This is a genomic window from Brevundimonas sp. AVps7 (assembly GCF_058681545.1).
On record NZ_CM178742.1, the window covers coordinates 2,654,033 to 2,670,181 of the forward strand.

Genomic DNA, 16,149 nt, shown 5'->3' on the forward strand with positions numbered 1-16,149 from the left:
CATGAGTACCGTACAGGGGCGACTGCGCATCGCCGTGCAGAAATCCGGCCGCCTCGCCGACCGCAGCCTCGACCTCGTCCGCGACGCCGGGCTTCGCGTCGTGAAGGGGGCCAACGACCTGCTCTACAGGGTCGAGAACTATCCGATCGACCTGCTGCGGGTGCGCGACGACGACATTCCCACCTTCGTGGCGGACGGGGTCTGCGACCTGGGCATCGTCGGCGAGAACGTGCTGGAAGAGGGCAAGAACGGCGGGGCCAACGCCTCGGTGATCATGCCGCTGGGGTTCGGGAAATGCACCCTGAAGCTCGCCTGCCCGCCGACGCTCGACTACGCCGGACCGGCCTCGCTGGAGGGGCTGAGGATCGCGACCTCCTATCCGAAGATCCTCAAGCGCTTTCTGAGTGAGCGCGGCGTCAGCGCCGACACCGTGGTCATGCGCGGCGCCGTCGAGGTCGCGCCGCGGCTGAAGCTGGCGGCGGCGATCTGCGACCTGGTGTCGACCGGCGCGACGCTGGAAGCCAACGGTCTCGTCGCCAAGGAGACGGTGTTCGAGAGCCAGGCCGTGCTGATCCAGTCGCCGGTCGCGCCGGAGCCGGGTCTGCAGCACCTGCTGGATTCTATCATCGAGCGGATGGCTGGCGTGGTCAGTTCACAGGGCGCGAAATACGTGATGCTGAACGCCCCGCGCTCGGCGCTGGACGAGATCACGGCCATTCTGCCGGGCGCAGGGGCGCCGACGGTCATGCCGCTGATGGGGCGCGACGACGCGGTCGCGGTTCACGCCGTCTGTCAGGAAGCGGTCTTCTGGGAAACTCTGGAGAAGCTCAAGCGCGCGGGCGCCTCGGCGATCCTGGTCCTGCCCATCGAGAAGATGATGTGATGCGGCGCATCGACTGGTCATCGCAGGATGCGGTCGGGCGGCGCGAGGCGCTGGCCCGGCCGAAGCGGCGCTCCGAGACGAGTGTCGGCGACGTGGTGCGTGAGATCTTCGACGATGTGCAGGCTCGCGGCGGCGCGGCCGTGATGGAGTGGGCAATCAAGCTGGACGGCGCCCAGCCCCGGCGGATCGCGATCACGGATGCGGTGGTGGCGGAGGCGCGCGACGCCTTGCCGCCTGCTGACACGCGGGCCCTGAGGGTCGCGGCGGAGAATGTGCGCGTCTTCCATCAGGCGACGGTTCCGGAAGACTCGAAACTGGTCGAGACGACGCCCGGCGTGACCTCGCGGATCGTCTGGCGGCCCATTGGGGCGGCTGGACTGTATGTGCCCGGCGGGACGGCGCCCCTGTTCTCGTCCCTGTTGATGCTGGCGATTCCCGCGGGCGTCGCGGGCGTGTCGACGCGCGTCGCAGTGACGCCGCCGTCCAAGGACGGAACCGCCCATCCGGCCATGATTTTGGCAGCGGCGGAAGCAGGACTCGACGCGCTATGGCTGCTGGGCGGCGCTCAGGCGATCGCGGCGATGACGTTCGGCGTGACGCTGGAGGACGGCGAAATCCCGGCTTGCGACAAGCTGTTCGGGCCGGGCAACGCCTATGTGGCCGAGGCCAAGCGCTATGCATCGTCCCTGCCCGGCGGACCCTCGGCGGACATGCCGGCGGGGCCGTCGGAACTGCTGGTCATCGCCGACCGGGACTGCGACCCGGAGCTGGTCGCCGCCGACCTGCTGAGCCAGGCCGAGCACGATGCGGATGCCCAGGTGGTGCTGGTCGCCGACCGGGCGACGACCATCGACGCGGTGCTGGAAGCCGTGGAGGAGCAGGTCTCCACCCTGCCCCGCGAGGCCATCGCCCGGGCATCTCTGGCCGAGGCGCGGGCGGTGCTGGTCGCGGACCTGGCCGAGGCCGTCGCGGTGTCCAACCTATACGGCCCCGAACACCTGGCTCTGCATATCGAGGACGCGGAAAAGCTGGTGCCCAGGATCCGGGCGGCGGGCGCGGTGTTCGTCGGACGCTGGGCGGCCGAGACGCTGGGCGACTATGCGGCGGGACCCAGCCACGTCCTGCCGACCGACGGCGGGGCCCGGACGCTCGGCGGGATCACCACGTCCAGCTTCATGACGTCGATGTCGGTGCAGACTGTGACCGAGGCCGGGGCCGAACGGCTGGGGCCGATTGCGGCTCGGCTGGCGCGACTGGAGGGGCTGGAGGCCCACGCCCGGGCGGCGGACCTCAGGAGCGTGCCTTGACCCTGCCTGCCCCTTATTCCCCCCTCGTCTCCGGCGGCGAGGGCCTCGAGAAATATCCCGGCGAGGCGTGGGCGCTGCAGGCTCGGATGGCGCAGGTCTATGGCGTCGCGTCCGATCAGGTGCTGGCGGTGCGCGGCCTGACGCACGGGCTGGAGCTGGTCTGGCGACTGGCGGCGCGCGACGGCCGGTCGGTCGAGGCGCCGGATGCGGAGCCCTATGCAGGGCTGGGCCGGATTTATCGGGCGAACGACGGCGAACGGGCGGCCGTGGTCATCCGGGCTCTGGGCTCGCCCGAGGCCGTGGCCGAGATGGCGGAGCGGGTCGCGCCCGCCGTGCTGGTCGTGGACGAGGGACTGGTCGAGTTTGCGGACGTCGCATCGGCGGCGACGCTGATCGGGGGCCACGCCAATCTGATCGTCCTGCGCAGCCTGTCGCTGGCCTACGGCCTGGCCGGGGCGCGGGTCGGGGCGGCCCTCGCTCAAGCCGGCACTCTGGCGCGGCTGGCCGAGGTGGTCGAACTCTATGCCCTGCCCGAGCCTCTGGTTCGGCTGGCGATGCAGGCGCTGGATCCGTCGCGGATGATCGAGACGGCGGAGCGGATCGCGGGGGTGCGTCGCGAACGCGAGCGGCTGGTGCGCGAGATCGGTCGGACGATGGTGGTCGAACAAGGCGTCGGGCCGATCCTGATGGCGCGGCCGTCGGACATCGAAGCGACCCTGGCCGAGCTGACAAAATACGGCGTGGCGGCGGACCGGTCGGGCGACAGGCTGAGGCTGCCCGTGTCAATCAAGGCCGAGGTCAACGACCGGCTGCTGACGGCGCTGGGTCTGGCGCCGGCCAAGACGCGGCCGCACCGCATCGGACAGGCCGTGCGCGATACGAAGGAGACGCGCATCGTCTGCGCCGTCGATCTCGACGCGACCGGGCCGATCCGGATCGAGACCGGCGTCGGCTTCTTCGACCACATGCTGGAACAGGTGGCGGCGCACGGCGGCTTCTCCCTGCGTCTGCAATGCGAAGGCGACCTGCACACGGATCCGCACCACACGATCGAGGACTCCGCCATCGCCTTGGGTCAGGCGCTGAAACAGGCGCTGGGAGAGCGGCGCGGGATTGCGCGCTACGGCTTCGTTCTGGCCATGGACGAGGCCCAGGCCAATGTCGCCATCGACCTGTCGGGCCGGCCCTATCCATTGTTCGAGGGTACGTTCGCGACGCCCTTCATCGGTGAATACCGAACCGACCTGACGGCCCACGTCTTCCGCTCTCTGGCCGAGGCCATGGGGGCGGCGGTGCATATCTCGGTCACCGGCGACGACGACCACCACAAGACCGAGGCCGTCTACAAGGGCTTCGGCCGCGCGCTGCGTCAGGCGATCCGGGTCGAGGGCGACGCGGTGCCAAGCACCAAGGGGGTGCTGTGACCGTCGCCATCGTTCACCTCGGCGCGGGCAACACGGCCTCGGTCCAGTTCGCGCTGCAGCGGCTGGGGGCCGATGTCGTCGTCACCTCGGATGCGGCCGTAATCGCGGGCGCCGAGCGGGTCGTCCTCCCGGGCGTGGGGGCGGCCGGCTACGCCATGGAACGGATGGGCGCCCTGGGCCTGACCGATATCATCAAGAGCTTTGAGCGGCCGTTGCTGGGGCTGTGTCTGGGCCAACAGCTGCTGTTCGCCGAAAGCGAGGAGAACGGCGGGGCGACGATGCTCGGCTTCATCCCCGGACGTGTCACCCGAATGCCGGTGCGCGATGACCTTCCGGTGCCGCACATGGGCTGGTCGCAATTGCACGGTCTGGCGGACGATCCGTTGCTGGAGGGCGTTGGCGAGGGCGACTACGCCTATTTCGTTCACTCCTACGTCTGCCCCGATACCGAGGCGACCATCGCCTGCGCCGCCTACGGCGCCGAGGTGCCAGCCATGGTGCGCAGCGGAAACCGCTGGGGCTGTCAGTTCCATCCGGAGCGGTCGGCCAAGGCCGGCGCGCGCATATTGAAGAACTTCCTGGAGCTCGCCGCATGATCGTCTATCCCGCCATCGATCTGCGGAACGGCGTGTGCGTGCGGCTGATGCACGGGCGGTTCGACCAGGTAACGGAGTATGACCAGGTCCCGGCGGCGCGGCTGGCGGCCTTCGCAGCCGAGGGCGCGACCTGGGTCCATGTCGTCGATCTGGACGGGGCCGAGGCCGGGCGCGCAATGCAGCACGCGCTGATCGGCGAACTGGCCGGCAGCATCGATGTGAAGATTCAGTCCGGCGGAGGGGTGCGGGACGTCGACGATGTCGAGGCCCTGCTGAACGCGGGCGTGTCGCGCGTCGTGGTCGGGTCGCTGGCGGTCAGCAATCCTGTCGTGGTCGCGGGTTGGCTCGAGCATTTCAGCCCCGAGCGGATCACACTGGCATTCGACGTGAAGGTCGGTGCGGACGGGGTTCCGACGCCGGCGCTGAAGGGCTGGACAGAGGCGGCGGGCGTCGACCTGTGGGCGGCGCTGGAGCGGTATCCGGTCGGGACATTGAAGCATGTGCTGATCACCGACGTGGGTCGCGACGGAGCGCTGACCGGACCCAACCTGGAGCTGCTGGCCGAGGTGCTGAGGCGGCGTCCGGAGCTGGAGGTACAGGCCTCGGGCGGCGTCTCCTCGATCGAGGACATTCTGGCTGCGAAGGCCATCGGCTGTGACGGCGCCATCGTCGGCCGCGCGATCTACGAAGGCCGATTCACGGCCCGACAGGCCATTGAGGCTGTCCAGTGACGGCCAGGCGCATCATCCCCTGCCTCGACGTCAAGGACGGCCGGGTCGTGAAGGGCGTGCGGTTCGAGGGGCATGTCGACATGGGCGACGCCTCGGAGCTGGCGGCGCGCTATCGCGACGAGGGGGCCGACGAACTGGTTTTCTACGACATCACCGCCTCGCCCGAGGGCCGGACGCTGGACTACGGCTGGGTGCGGGATATCGCGAAACTGCTCGACATTCCGTTCTGCGTCGCCGGCGGCATCCGCAGCGTTGATCAGGCGGCGGCCTGTCTCGACAACGGGGCGGACAAGGTCTCGATCAACTCGCCGGCGCTGGAGCGGCCCGAGCTGATCTCCGAGATGGCGGCGCGGCTGGGGTCTCAATGCGTCGTCGTCGGCGTCGACAGCCGACGCGAGGAGGGCGACTATGTTGTGCACAAATACACCGGCGATCCGGATGCGCGACGGCTGGCCGGCCGCCGGACGATGGACTGGATCGTCGAGGCGCAGGAGCGTGGCGCCGGCGAGATCGTGCTGAACTGCATCGATCAGGACGGGGTGCGCAAAGGGTATGACACGGCGCAGTTGGCCGATGCGCGGTCGCGGCTGACCATCCCGCTGGTGGCTTCGGGCGGCGCGGGGGCGGCGTCGCATTTCCTCGACGTGTTCGACCGGGCGAATGTGTCCGGCGCCTTGGCGGCCAGCGTATTTCACTCGGGCCAGATCGCCGTGCCGGATCTGAAGGCGTTCCTTGCGGGCGCGGGTATTGAGGTGAGGCAATGACTGTGAACCCGGACGATCTCGATTTCGCCAAAGGGAACGGCCTGATCCCCGCCGTGGTGCAGGACGCCGACACCCTGCAGGTGCTGACGCTGGCCTATATGGACCGGGCGGCGCTGGAGGAGACGATCGACAGCGGCGAGGCGACCTTCTTCTCGCGCTCGCGCGGTGGGCGGTGGCGGAAGGGCGAGACCTCGGGCAACCGGCTGACGGTCGTGGCCATCACCCCGGATTGCGACGGGGATGCCTTGGTCCTGTCGGTGCGGCCGATGGGACCGGCCTGTCACCTGGGCACGACGAGTTGTTTCGGGGACGTGGATGCACCCGGTCTTGGCCGGATCGCGCGGCTGGAGGCGACTATCGCCGAGAGAGCGAACGCTGACCCGGAGTCGAGCTGGACCGCCAAACTGCTGGCCCAGGGCGCGAAACGAGCGGCGCAGAAGGTCGGCGAAGAGGGCGTTGAGACGGCGCTGGCCGGCGCGGCAGGCCCGCCCGAGGAACTCGCCAGCGAGGCCGCGGATTTGGTCTATCATCTGCTGGTCCTGTTACGGTCGCGTCAAATGTCGTTTCAGGATGTGCTGGGCGTGTTGGCGTCCCGGGCGCGACCGGCCACACACGAACACTAGACGGGCGGAGCCTCCGCCCGTCGGGAAACGAGGAAGCGGGCATGACGGCTCTGGTGCTGTTCGGCGGCGGCGGCGATCTGGCGATGCGGATGCTGCTGCCCTCGCTCTATTTCCTGGAGCACGACGGCCTGCTGCCGGACGGGCTGAAGATCATCGGCGCGGCGCGTTCGGAAGAGAGCCGCGATGAGTATGTCGAGAAGGTCCGCGCCGCGGTGGAAGGCAAGGCCAAGGCCGACGACGCCTGGGACGATGCGAGCTGGAGCCGGATGGAGGCGCGCCTCGACTACCTCGCCGTCGACGCCACCTCGGCCGAGAGCCTGAAGCCGCTGAAGGACAAGGTCGGCGACGGGTCGTGCACCTCCTTCCTCGCTGTCTCGCCCTCCCTCTATGCGAAGATCGTCACGGCCATGCGGGCGGCGGGTCTGGCCGAACCCGAGGACCGGGTCGTGCTGGAGAAACCGGTCGGACGCGATCTGGAGAGCTTCCGCGCCATCGACGACGCGGTCGCCGATGCGTTCAGCGAGAACCAGGTGTTCCGCATCGACCACTACCTCGGCAAGGAGACGGTGCAGAATCTGATCGCGCTTCGGTTTGGCAACGTCATCTTCGAGCCGCTGTGGAACAACCTGTCGATCGACCACGTCCAGATCACGGTCGGCGAGACCGTCGGGGTCGGCGACCGCTGGCCCTACTACGACGAGTACGGCGCGCTTCGGGACATGTTGCAGAACCACATGCTGCAGCTGCTCTGCCTGGTGGCGATGGAGCCGCCGAGCGACCTCGATCCGGACTCGGTGCGCAACGAGAAGGTGAAGGTGCTGCGGTCCCTGCGTCACGTCACCGACGAAGACGCCGAGCGGGTCACGGTGCGCGGCCAGTATGTCTCGGGCACGGTCGAGGGCGAAAGGGTCAAGGGCTACGACGAGGAACGCGGGGCGGACTCAGACACCGAGACCTTCGTCGCCATCCGCGCCGACATCGACAACTGGCGTTGGGCGGGTGTGCCCTTCTTCATGCGGACGGGAAAGCGGCTGCCGGAGAAGCGGACCGAGATCGTCATCCAGTTCAAGCCCGTCCCCCACTCGATCTTCGGCCAGGACGCGCGCGATGAGGACACCGCCAACCGGATGGTCATCGAGTTGCAGCCCGAGGAGGACATCTCCCTGACGGTGATGAACAAGAAGCCGGGGCTGGACCAGCGTATGCAGCTCCAGCCGATCAAGATGAGCCTGTCCTGGGGAGTCGGCGGCAAGGGCGACAAGCCGCCGCGTCGCCGGATCGCCTATGAGCGATTGCTGCTCGATGCGCTGAACGGGGACTCGACCCTGTTCGTGCGCCGCGACGAGGCCGAGAAGGCCTGGGAATGGGTCGACGGGGTGTCTCAGGCCTGGGTCGACGGCAAGGTGAAACCCCAGCCCTATCGCGCCGGCACCTGGGGTCCGGACGCCGCCGACATGCTGGTCGCGCGCACGGGCCGGGACTGGAACACGCAGGCATGACTTCCTTTCTTTCGTCATCCTCCGGCGAGCCCCCGGGTCCGAGCTACGCTCGGCCCGAGGACAGGCTACGCGAGACCGGGGGACGCAGCGGCGCGCGAGAGCGCGAACCTGCCGCGAGGTACGGCGCTTCCTACATTGTGCCTGAACAGATCGCCTTCGGCGCCGCTGCGTCCCCCGGTCTGCGCCGCGAAGGCGCGGCTTGCCGGAGGATGACGAAAGTAGGAGTGAGCGAATGACGGTCGAACTCGAAACCTTCCCCACCATCGAGAGCTGGGCCCAGACCATCGCCGGGCGGATCGAGGAAACCCTGGGCGCGGCTGTGATCGCGAACGGCAAGGCCCTGTTCGCCGGTCCCGGAGGATCGACGCCGTCGCCGGTCTATGCGCGGCTGGCGCAGGCCGACATCGGCTGGGACAGGGTCGCGGTCACCCTCGTGGACGAGCGTTATGTGCCCGAGACGGATCCCGAATCGAACGCGCGGCTGATCAGGGATGTACTGCTGCAGGGTCCGGCGGCGAAGGCGGCCTTCATCCCGCTCTATCATTCCGAGGTCACCGTGGACCGGGCGGCGGCGGTCGCGGCGCGTGCGCTTGCGCAGGCCGGCGGGCGGTTCGACGCCGTGCTGCTGGGGATGGGCGAGGACGGGCACATCTGTTCGATGTTCCCCGGCAGCCCGACCCTGAAGACCCTGCTGTCGCCGACGCTGAAGCCCGCGGTGCTGGGCGTGCCGCGCGGGCGCGACGGCATGGCGCCGAGCCTGGAGCGGATCTCGATCAACCTGCCGTATCTGATGGCGGCGGATCGGGTGATCCTTGGCCTGAAAGGCGCGGTCAAGCGTTCGGTGTTCGAGCGGGAGGCGCAGGGTGATCCGGCCGTGCAACCGATCGCGGCGATGATCGCCGCCAAGGTCCCGCTCGAAATCGTCTGGACGGAGGCGAACTGATGGCGCTGCATCCTGTTGTCGCGGAGGTCACAGCCCGCATCGTCGAACGCTCGAAAGAGACGCGCGCCGACTATCTCCGCCGCATCGACGCAGCGCGGGATAGCGGCATCGGTCGGGCCAAGCTGAGTTGCGCCAACTGGGCCCACGCCTTCGCGGGCCAGACCATCGCCGACAAGCTGAAGGTCATGGACGGCAAGACGCCCAACGTCGGCATCGTCACCGCCTACAACGACATGCTGTCGGCCCATCAGCCGTTCGAGCGCTTCCCCGAAGTGATCCGCGCCGCAACGCGTGAGGTCGGGGCGACGGCCCAGGTCGCCGGCGGCACGCCCGCCATGTGCGACGGCGTCACGCAAGGCCGGCCGGGCATGGAGCTGTCGCTGTTCAGCCGCGACGTCATCGCCATGTCGGTCGGGGTCGCCCTGACCCACGACGCCTTCGACGCGGCCATGATGCTGGGCGTCTGCGACAAGATCGTGCCGGGCCTGTTCATGGGCGCGCTCGCGTTCGGGCATCTGCCCGTGATCTTCGCCCCCGCCGGGCCCATGCCCTCGGGCATTCCCAATGCCGAGAAGGCGCGGGTGCGGGCCGAGTATGCGCAGGGCAAGGTCGACCGCCAGACCCTGCTGGAAAGCGAGATCGGCTCCTACCACTCGCCGGGCACCTGCACCTTCTACGGCACGGCCAATTCCAACCAGATGATGATGGAACTCGGCGGACTGCACATGCCGTCGACCGCCTTCGTCCATCCGGAGACGGGCCTGCGCGACGCCCTGACGGCGGCGGCGGCCAAGCGGGCGGTCGAACTGGCCGTCAGCGGCGAATGCCGGATGGCCGATGTGGTCGACGAGAAGTCGATCGTGAACATGATCGTGGCGCTGCTGGCCACCGGCGGATCGACCAACCACGCCATCCACCTGGTCGCCATGGCGCGGGCGGCCGGGGTTCTGATCGACTGGACCGACATGGACCAGCTGTCGTCCGTGACGCCGCTGCTGGCGCGGGTCTATCCGAACGGATCGGCGGACGTGAACGCCTTCCAGGCGGCGGGCGGCGTGGCCTTCGTGGCGCACGAACTGGCCCAGGCCGGCCATATCCATTCCGATGTGACCACCATCATGGGCCGGGGCATCCATCACTATTTCCAGGAGCCGGCGATGATCGACGGCCAATTGGTCTGGAAGGACGGGGTCGTCGAGAGTCTCGACCGCGACATCCTGAGGCCCGCGTCGGACCCGTTCGACAGCGAGGGCGGCCTGCGTCTGGTGAAGGGGAATCTCGGCCGGGCCGTGATCAAGATCTCGGCCGTCAAAACGCAGCACCGCGCCGTCGAAGGCCCGGCGCGCGTGTTCGATGCGCAGGAGGATGTGCTGGCGGCTTTCCAGCGTGGCGAGCTGGATGCGGGCGGGATCATCGTTCTGCGCTTCCAGGGGCCCAAGGCCAACGGCATGCCGGAACTGCATTCGCTGTCGCCCCTGATGAGCGTGCTGCAGGATCGCGGAGTCCCCATCGCCCTGGTCACCGACGGCCGCATGTCGGGCGCCTCGGGCAAGACCCCGGCCGCCATCCATGTGACGCCCGAAGCCCTCGAGGGCGGGCCGCTGGCCTATGTGCTGGATGGCGACATCGTGAGGCTGGACGCCGAGGCTGGCGTGCTGACCATCGACGCCGACCTGACCACGCGCGAGCGGGCGCGACCGAACTCGGTGCAGAGCTGGGGCTATGGCCGCGAACTGTTCGGGGCGTTCCGGTCGATCGTGTCCTCGGCCGAACGCGGCGCCTCGGTCTGTTTCGTGGCCGAGCCGTCGCAGCAACAACCTGAACTCCGCGACGTGACGGACCCCAATGTGCAGAACCGGGCGGTGGACGCATGACTGAACACACCCTCCTGGTCGGCGACGTCGGCGGCACCAATGCCCGCTTCGCACTCGCCCGCATGGTCGACGGCGAGATCGCGCTGGACCACCACGAGAGTTTCCCGGCCGAGCAGTATCCGACCTTCCTGAAGGGGGTTGCGGCCTTCGTGGACGGCTGCGAGGTCAAGCCGACCGGCGGGGTGATCGCTGTGGCCGGGCCTGTGACGGACGGCGCCATCGACCTGACGAACAGCCCCTGGGCCGTGTCGGAGGCGGAGTTGCAGACGCTGGGCCTCAACCCCGTGCGGCTGATCAACGATTTCGAAGCCCTGGCCTGGGGCGCGCCCGTGGTCCCGTCTGCCGATCTCGCCCACCTCGGCGGGCCCGAGGCGGGCGATCCGCATTCGGCCATCGCGGTGCTGGGGCCCGGCACAGGCTTCGGCGTCTCCGCCCTTGCGCGTGACATCCACGGCCTTGAGGTGGCCATGCCCTCGGAGGGCGGTCACGCCTGTTTCGCGCCAGGCGATCCGATCGAGGACGAGATCCTGCGCATCCTGCGCGAGCGCTATGACCGGGTTTCGATTGAGCGGCTGATCTGCGGCCCGGGCCTGCTGAACATGCACCGGGCGCTCGCCCGCATCGAAGGCCGCGAGAGCCATATCGAAGACCCGGCCCAGATCACCACCGAGGCGCTGGAGAACCCGAACAGTGCGTGCGGCGCGACCCTCGCCCGGTTCTGCGCCATCCTGGGAGCCGTAGCCGGAGACGTCGCCCTGACCATGGGCTCTCGCGGTGGGGTCTATATCGCCGGCGGTATCGCACCCCGGATCCTGCCCTTCCTGAAGGCCAGCCCGTTCCGCGAGCGGTTCGAACGCAAGGGCCGGTTCCAGGACTATATGGCCGACATTCCGACCTGGGTGATCACCCACAAACACGCGGCCCTGCTGGGTGCGGCGAGGGTCGCTTTTGCGGAGGTCGGATAACGCCGTTCTTATTTTTCGTCACGAGCGCGTGAACCTTCCGTGAGCCGCCGCATTTTTCCGGCTCAACAAGGAAGGGAATTCCCTATGCGTAAACTGATCATCGCCTCCGCCTCGCTGGCTCTGGCCGCCTCGCTCGCCGCCTGCGGCGAATCGGCTGCCGACAAGCAAGCCGAAGTCCAGGCGGACGCTCTGGAGCAGCAAGCCGCCGCCGCTCCGACCGAACAGCAGGAAACCGCCCTGAACGCCGAGGCCGACCGCATCGAGCAACAGGCCGGCAACGCTGACGGCGGCATGACCACCGCCAACACGCCGAACACCTCGCCGTCGGCTCCGGAAGGCGCGATGGCCCCGGCCCAGTAAGGACTTCGTCCTTCGGACACTAACGAGCCCCCGTCGCGAAAGCGGCGGGGGTTTTGTTTGTCAGACCTTCTTCGGCGGCATGGGGATGAAGGCGCTCGTGCGGCGGATGTAGTCGGCGTATTTCGGCTTGGTCTTGCCGATGGCCTTCTCGGTGATGCCGATGCCCGACCATTTCGTCAGGGTGAAGGTCAGGAAGATCGGTCCGACGATCGAGGCTATGCCCACCCAGCCCGTCTCCGCTGCGATCAGCCACAGCCCCCACCAGACGCAGGCGTCACCAAAATAGTTGGGGTGGCGCGTATAGCGCCACAGGCCGGTATCCAGCACCTTGCCCTTGGTCGTGGGATCCTTGCGGAAAGCCGCCAGCTGGGCGTCGCCGATGCTCTCGAAGGCGATGCCGATCACGACGATCGCGGCTCCGATCCAGCCGATCCAGCCGATGGGCGGGCTGTGCTGGACCTGGCCCAGCTGCACCGGCAGCGAAGTCAGCCAGCCCAGCACCGCCTGGGGAAGGAAGACGAACAGCAGGGCCGTCTTGCCGAAGCTCCAGCCGTGCTCCCTCTCCTGAGTCTCGACGATCTCGGCGTAGCGGCCGTCGACGCCCTTCTCGCGCCAGCGATGCAGCAGGTGCCAGCCCAGGCGGATGGCCCAGACGGCGCAGAGCCACAGCAGAAGGAATTTTCGCGTCTGATCCCCGTCCGTCCTCGGGAAGGTGATCAGGGCGAGGAACAGCATCCCCAGTGGCCAGACGCCGTCGATGAAGCTGACGTCCTTGAGCCGCAGCGCCAGTCCCCACAGGGCCAGCATCACAACGACGAGCAGAGCCAGGTTCAGGCCCAGCAGGGCGGCGAGTTCAGAGAGGATCATGGGACAGCAACGCTAGCATGACCCGCACGGATGCGTCGCCCTCCGCCGAACAGTCAGTCGACGCAGAGACCCGGCCCCACAACACCCTTCTCGACCCGCGAATAGCAGCCGAACTGGCTGTTCGAGGCGGCGCAGACGCCGGGGGCCTGGCCGCGAACGGGCGTCTGGTTCGGAGGCGCGATACAGCCGCCCCGGCAGTCGCTGGTGTCCGAACACGGTTTGCCCGCGTCGGCGTAGGGGACGACGCAGAGCCAGAAGCCGGCAAGACCCGAACGGCGGAACTCTCCGCCCCGCGCGGTGCAGGCCGACGTCTGCGGGGCGGTCGGTGTTTCGTTCGGCCCGACCGACAGATCTTCCTGCGGTGCGGACGGCGCAGGCAGAGGCGTCGTTGGGGCGCAGCCTGCCAGCAGCGTCGCCGCGAAGAGGGCGACGAGGATCCGCATCAGTCGACGCAAAGCGTCGGGCCGGCGCGGCCGTTTTCGATCGGCGTGTTGCAGCCGAACGGCAGGTCGTTGGGAGCGCAGACCCCCGTGGTGGTCTGGGCGTTGGGTCCGGCCGAGGCGGCGCGGCAGTCGCCCAGGCAGTCGTCGCCATCGCGGCAGACCTTGCCCGCATCCGCGAACGGCACGACGCACCGTTCGGTCTGCATCCGGCCGACGCGCATGAGTTCGCCCCCGTCCTCCTCGCAGACCTGGGCCAGATCGTGGTCGGCGCGGGCCATCGGCGGCAGGTCGGCCTCGTTGGGGACGGACGGCGCGCAGCTGCCCGACAACAGGGCGGCGACGGCCAGGGCAGCGGTGAACAGAAGGCGCATGGTTTATCCTTTTTGAGAGACGTCGCCGCTTGTGAAGCCGGTCCAGACGTCGTCGTAGTCGAGCTGCATCGTCGGGGTGGTCTGCGCCCATTCCGTGGTGCGGATGGGGAAACGGGTCTCGAACATGAAGGCCAGGGTGTTCTCGAGCTTGTGCGGTTTGAGGTCGGCGGACACCGCCTTGTCGTAGCTGGCCTGATCCGGGCCGTGGCCGCTCATGCAGTTGTGCAGCGAGGCGCCGCCAGGGGCGAAGCCACCCTCCTTGGCGTCATAGGCCCCGGTCACCAGCCCCATGAACTCGCTCATGACGTTCCGGTGGAACCACGGCGGGCGGAAGGTGTCCTCAGCCACCATCCAGCGCGGCGGGAAGATGACGAAGTCACAGTTGGCCGTGCCCACCGTGTCAGACGGCGAGGTCAGGACGGTGAAGATCGACGGGTCAGGGTGGTCGAAGCTGACCGTGCCGATCGTATTGAACCGGGCCGTGTCCCAACGATACGGGGTGAGGTTGCCGTGCCATGCGACGACGTCGAGCGGCGAGTGGTCGAAGGTCGTGACCCACAGGCGGCCGGCATACTTCTGAACGCATTCGGTGGGGCGGGAGATGTCCTCGAAGGCCGCGACGGGAGCCTCGAAGTCGCGCGGATTGGCCAGGCCGTTGGAGCCGATGGGGCCCAGGTCCGGCAGGCGGAACGGCGCGCCGTAGTTCTCGCAGACATAGCCGCGGACCGGTCCGTCGCACTCGACGCGGAAGCGCACGCCGCGCGGGATGACGACGATGTGGCCGGCGCTGGCCTCGATGCGGCCGAACTCGGTGATGAAGGCGTGGTCACCCTCCTGCGGCACGATGAGCAGCTCGCCGTCGGCGTTGTAGAAGACGCGGTCGGTCATCGACCGGTTTGCGGCGTACAGGTGGATGCCGACGCCGACCTGGCTGTCGGTATCGCCATTGCCGCCGTAGGTGATGAGGCCCTCGACCCAGTCGGTCGGCGTGGTCGGCAGCGGCAGAGGGTCCCACCGCATGCGGTTGGGGCTGGGCGGCGCGTCGTGGAACGGGCCGGACCGGACGCTGCCCTGGGCGAACGGCTGATAGGCCGGGTGCTGGGCCGAGGGGCGCAGGCGGTAGAGCCAGCTGCGGCGGTTCTCGGCGCGCGGGGCGGTGAAGGCTGTGCCGCTGAGCTGCTCGGCATAGAGGCCCATCGGCGTCTTCTGCGGCGAGTTACGCCCGACCGGCAGGGCGCCGGGGACGGCCTCGGTGGCGAAATGGTTGCCGAAGCCGGTCAGATAGGTTGCGCTGTTCAGCGTCATGCAGAGTCTCCCGTGGCGGGAGGTTTAGCGGGGGTGACCGATCCCGTCACCCTCTCCCGGCGGGAGAGGGTTTAGTATCCCCCCGCCCGCGCCAGTTTCTCCGCATGGAAACCGGCGTCGCCGAGCAGTTCGTTCAGGACCCGCACACGCTTCATATACAGGCCGACATCGAACGCGTCGGTCATGCCGACGCCGCCGTGCATCTGGACCGCCTCCTGGACCGCCAGTTCGGCGACCCTCCCCGCCTTGGCCTTGGCGACCGAGACGGCGAGATCGGCCTTGGGCGCGCCGGCGTCGAGCCGTTGCAGGGCGCCCAGAACCGCCGCCTTGGCCAGTTCCAGCTCGGTGAACAGATGGGCGGCGCGGTGCTGCAGCGCCTGGAACTCGCCGATGGCCTTGCCGAACTGTTTGCGGGTCCGGAGGTATTCGACCGTGGTCAGGAAGGCCTGGTCGCCGGCGCCGGTCAGGCAGGCGGCGGCGCAGGCGCGGCCCAGGTTCAGCGCGCCTTCGAGGGCCGCCTCGCCCGCATCGACGTCGCCGATGACGGCGTCAGAATCGACCTGGACATCGGTCAGGGTGATACGGGCGGCGTTGTGGGCGTCGACCATGACCGTGCGCTCAATCTCGACGCCCGACGTCTTCGGATCGACGAGGAACAAGGTCACGCCCGCATCCGTCTTCGCCGCCACGATCAGGGCGTCGGCGATATGGCCGTCGAGCACGAAGCCCTTGGCCCCGTTCAGCTTGAAGCCGTTGCCGCTGCGCTCGGCCGTGGTGGCGATGCGCGAGGGCTGGTGCTTGGGACCTTCGTCGAGGGCCAGTGCCAGGATGGCCTCGCCCGCCGCGATCCTGGGCAACCAGGCGGCCTGCTGGTCGGCCGAGGCGGCGTCGATCAGGACGCGGGCGGCCAGGATGGACGATCCGAAGAAGGGCGACGGGGTCAGGGTGCGGCCCAGACCCTCGGCCACGATGCCCGCCTCGACGGCGCCCAGGCCGGAGCCGCCGTGTTCCTCGGGGATGATGACGCCGGCGAAGCCCATCTCGCCGAACGCCTTCCACAGGTCGCGGGAGACGCCGTCGGCGTCCTGCGCGTCCCGCAGTTTGCGGAAGTGGGCGATGGGCGCGTTCTCGCTGAGGAAGCCGTCGGCGGCGTCCTTCAGCATGGTCTGCTCTTCGGTCAGGATCAGGGGCATG

17 protein-coding genes are annotated in these 16,149 nt (G+C 68.7%); 12 read left to right on the plus strand and 5 right to left on the minus strand.

The annotated features are described in order from the left end of the window. The first annotated feature begins 1 nt into the window (after nucleotide 1). From hisG to ACW17Y_RS13250, 12 genes are all read left to right on the plus strand, one after another. Complete coding sequence (gene hisG, locus ACW17Y_RS13195; RefSeq protein WP_492036139.1) at nucleotides 2–883, plus strand: ATP phosphoribosyltransferase; 882 nt, start codon at nucleotides 2–4, stop codon at nucleotides 881–883. After that, on the plus strand, nucleotides 883–2,190 hold the full coding sequence (gene hisD, locus ACW17Y_RS13200) for a histidinol dehydrogenase (RefSeq protein ID WP_492036140.1): 1,308 nt from the start codon (nucleotides 883–885) through the stop codon (nucleotides 2,188–2,190). The genes hisG and hisD overlap by 1 nt, the downstream gene beginning before the upstream one ends. Beyond that, entirely contained in the window at nucleotides 2,187–3,614 is a 1,428-nt protein-coding gene (gene hisB, locus ACW17Y_RS13205) for an imidazoleglycerol-phosphate dehydratase HisB (protein ID WP_492036141.1), read from the plus strand. The genes hisD and hisB overlap by 4 nt, the downstream gene beginning before the upstream one ends. Continuing rightward, on the plus strand, nucleotides 3,611–4,210 hold the full coding sequence (hisH, locus tag ACW17Y_RS13210; protein WP_492036142.1) for an imidazole glycerol phosphate synthase subunit HisH: 600 nt from the start codon (nucleotides 3,611–3,613) through the stop codon (nucleotides 4,208–4,210). The genes hisB and hisH overlap by 4 nt, the downstream gene beginning before the upstream one ends. After that, entirely contained in the window at nucleotides 4,207–4,941 is a 735-nt protein-coding gene (gene hisA, locus ACW17Y_RS13215) for a 1-(5-phosphoribosyl)-5-[(5-phosphoribosylamino)methylideneamino]imidazole-4-carboxamide isomerase (RefSeq protein ID WP_492036143.1), read from the plus strand. Before hisH ends, hisA begins: the two co-directional genes overlap by 4 nt. Continuing rightward, entirely contained in the window at nucleotides 4,938–5,705 is a 768-nt protein-coding gene (gene hisF, locus ACW17Y_RS13220; RefSeq protein ID WP_492036144.1) for an imidazole glycerol phosphate synthase subunit HisF, read from the plus strand. The genes hisA and hisF overlap by 4 nt, the downstream gene beginning before the upstream one ends. Next, the gene (gene hisIE, locus ACW17Y_RS13225; protein WP_492036145.1) at nucleotides 5,702–6,328 is read left to right on the plus strand and encodes a bifunctional phosphoribosyl-AMP cyclohydrolase/phosphoribosyl-ATP diphosphatase HisIE; all 627 of its coding nucleotides are present in this window, start codon (nucleotides 5,702–5,704) and stop codon (nucleotides 6,326–6,328) included. The genes hisF and hisIE overlap by 4 nt, the downstream gene beginning before the upstream one ends. A 41-nt stretch (nucleotides 6,329–6,369) precedes the next feature. Then, entirely contained in the window at nucleotides 6,370–7,827 is a 1,458-nt protein-coding gene (zwf, locus tag ACW17Y_RS13230; protein WP_492036146.1) for a glucose-6-phosphate dehydrogenase, read from the plus strand. A gap of 232 nt (nucleotides 7,828–8,059) precedes the next feature. Continuing rightward, nucleotides 8,060–8,770, plus strand: a complete 711-nt coding sequence (pgl, locus tag ACW17Y_RS13235) for a 6-phosphogluconolactonase (RefSeq protein WP_492036147.1) — start codon at nucleotides 8,060–8,062, stop codon at nucleotides 8,768–8,770. Beyond that, a complete protein-coding gene (gene edd, locus ACW17Y_RS13240; protein ID WP_492036148.1) occupies nucleotides 8,770–10,644 on the plus strand; it encodes a phosphogluconate dehydratase in 1,875 nt (624 codons plus the stop codon). The genes pgl and edd overlap by 1 nt, the downstream gene beginning before the upstream one ends. Next, nucleotides 10,641–11,609 carry a glucokinase gene (gene glk / locus ACW17Y_RS13245; protein WP_492036149.1) on the plus strand — a complete coding sequence of 323 codons (969 nt, stop codon included), beginning with the start codon at nucleotides 10,641–10,643 and terminating at the stop codon, nucleotides 11,607–11,609. The genes edd and glk overlap by 4 nt, the downstream gene beginning before the upstream one ends. Before the next feature lie 84 nt (nucleotides 11,610–11,693). Further along, nucleotides 11,694–11,969, plus strand: a complete 276-nt coding sequence (locus ACW17Y_RS13250) for a hypothetical protein (RefSeq protein WP_492036150.1) — start codon at nucleotides 11,694–11,696, stop codon at nucleotides 11,967–11,969. A 60-nt stretch (nucleotides 11,970–12,029) separates the two neighbouring features. Here ACW17Y_RS13250 and ACW17Y_RS13255 read toward each other — a convergent pair whose 3' ends face one another. The 5 genes from ACW17Y_RS13255 to ACW17Y_RS13275 all read right to left on the minus strand — a co-directional run bounded on the left by ACW17Y_RS13255 (nucleotide 12,030) and on the right by ACW17Y_RS13275 (nucleotide 16,148). Next, complete coding sequence (locus ACW17Y_RS13255) at nucleotides 12,030–12,836, minus strand: DUF1295 domain-containing protein (RefSeq protein ID WP_492036151.1); 807 nt, start codon at nucleotides 12,834–12,836, stop codon at nucleotides 12,030–12,032. Nucleotides 12,837–12,889: 53 nt separating this feature from the next. After that, the gene (locus ACW17Y_RS13260; protein WP_492036152.1) at nucleotides 12,890–13,279 is read right to left on the minus strand and encodes a hypothetical protein; all 390 of its coding nucleotides are present in this window, start codon (nucleotides 13,277–13,279) and stop codon (nucleotides 12,890–12,892) included. Beyond that, nucleotides 13,279–13,650 carry a hypothetical protein gene (locus ACW17Y_RS13265; protein ID WP_492036153.1) on the minus strand — a complete coding sequence of 124 codons (372 nt, stop codon included), beginning with the start codon at nucleotides 13,648–13,650 and terminating at the stop codon, nucleotides 13,279–13,281. The genes ACW17Y_RS13260 and ACW17Y_RS13265 overlap by 1 nt, the downstream gene beginning before the upstream one ends. 3 nt (nucleotides 13,651–13,653) lie before the next feature. Next, a complete protein-coding gene (gene hmgA / locus ACW17Y_RS13270) occupies nucleotides 13,654–14,955 on the minus strand; it encodes a homogentisate 1,2-dioxygenase (RefSeq protein ID WP_492036154.1) in 1,302 nt (433 codons plus the stop codon). Nucleotides 14,956–15,026: 71 nt separating this feature from the next. Further along, on the minus strand, nucleotides 15,027–16,148 hold the full coding sequence (locus ACW17Y_RS13275; RefSeq protein ID WP_492036155.1) for an acyl-CoA dehydrogenase family protein: 1,122 nt from the start codon (nucleotides 16,146–16,148) through the stop codon (nucleotides 15,027–15,029). Between the last annotated feature and the right edge of the window lies 1 nt (nucleotide 16,149).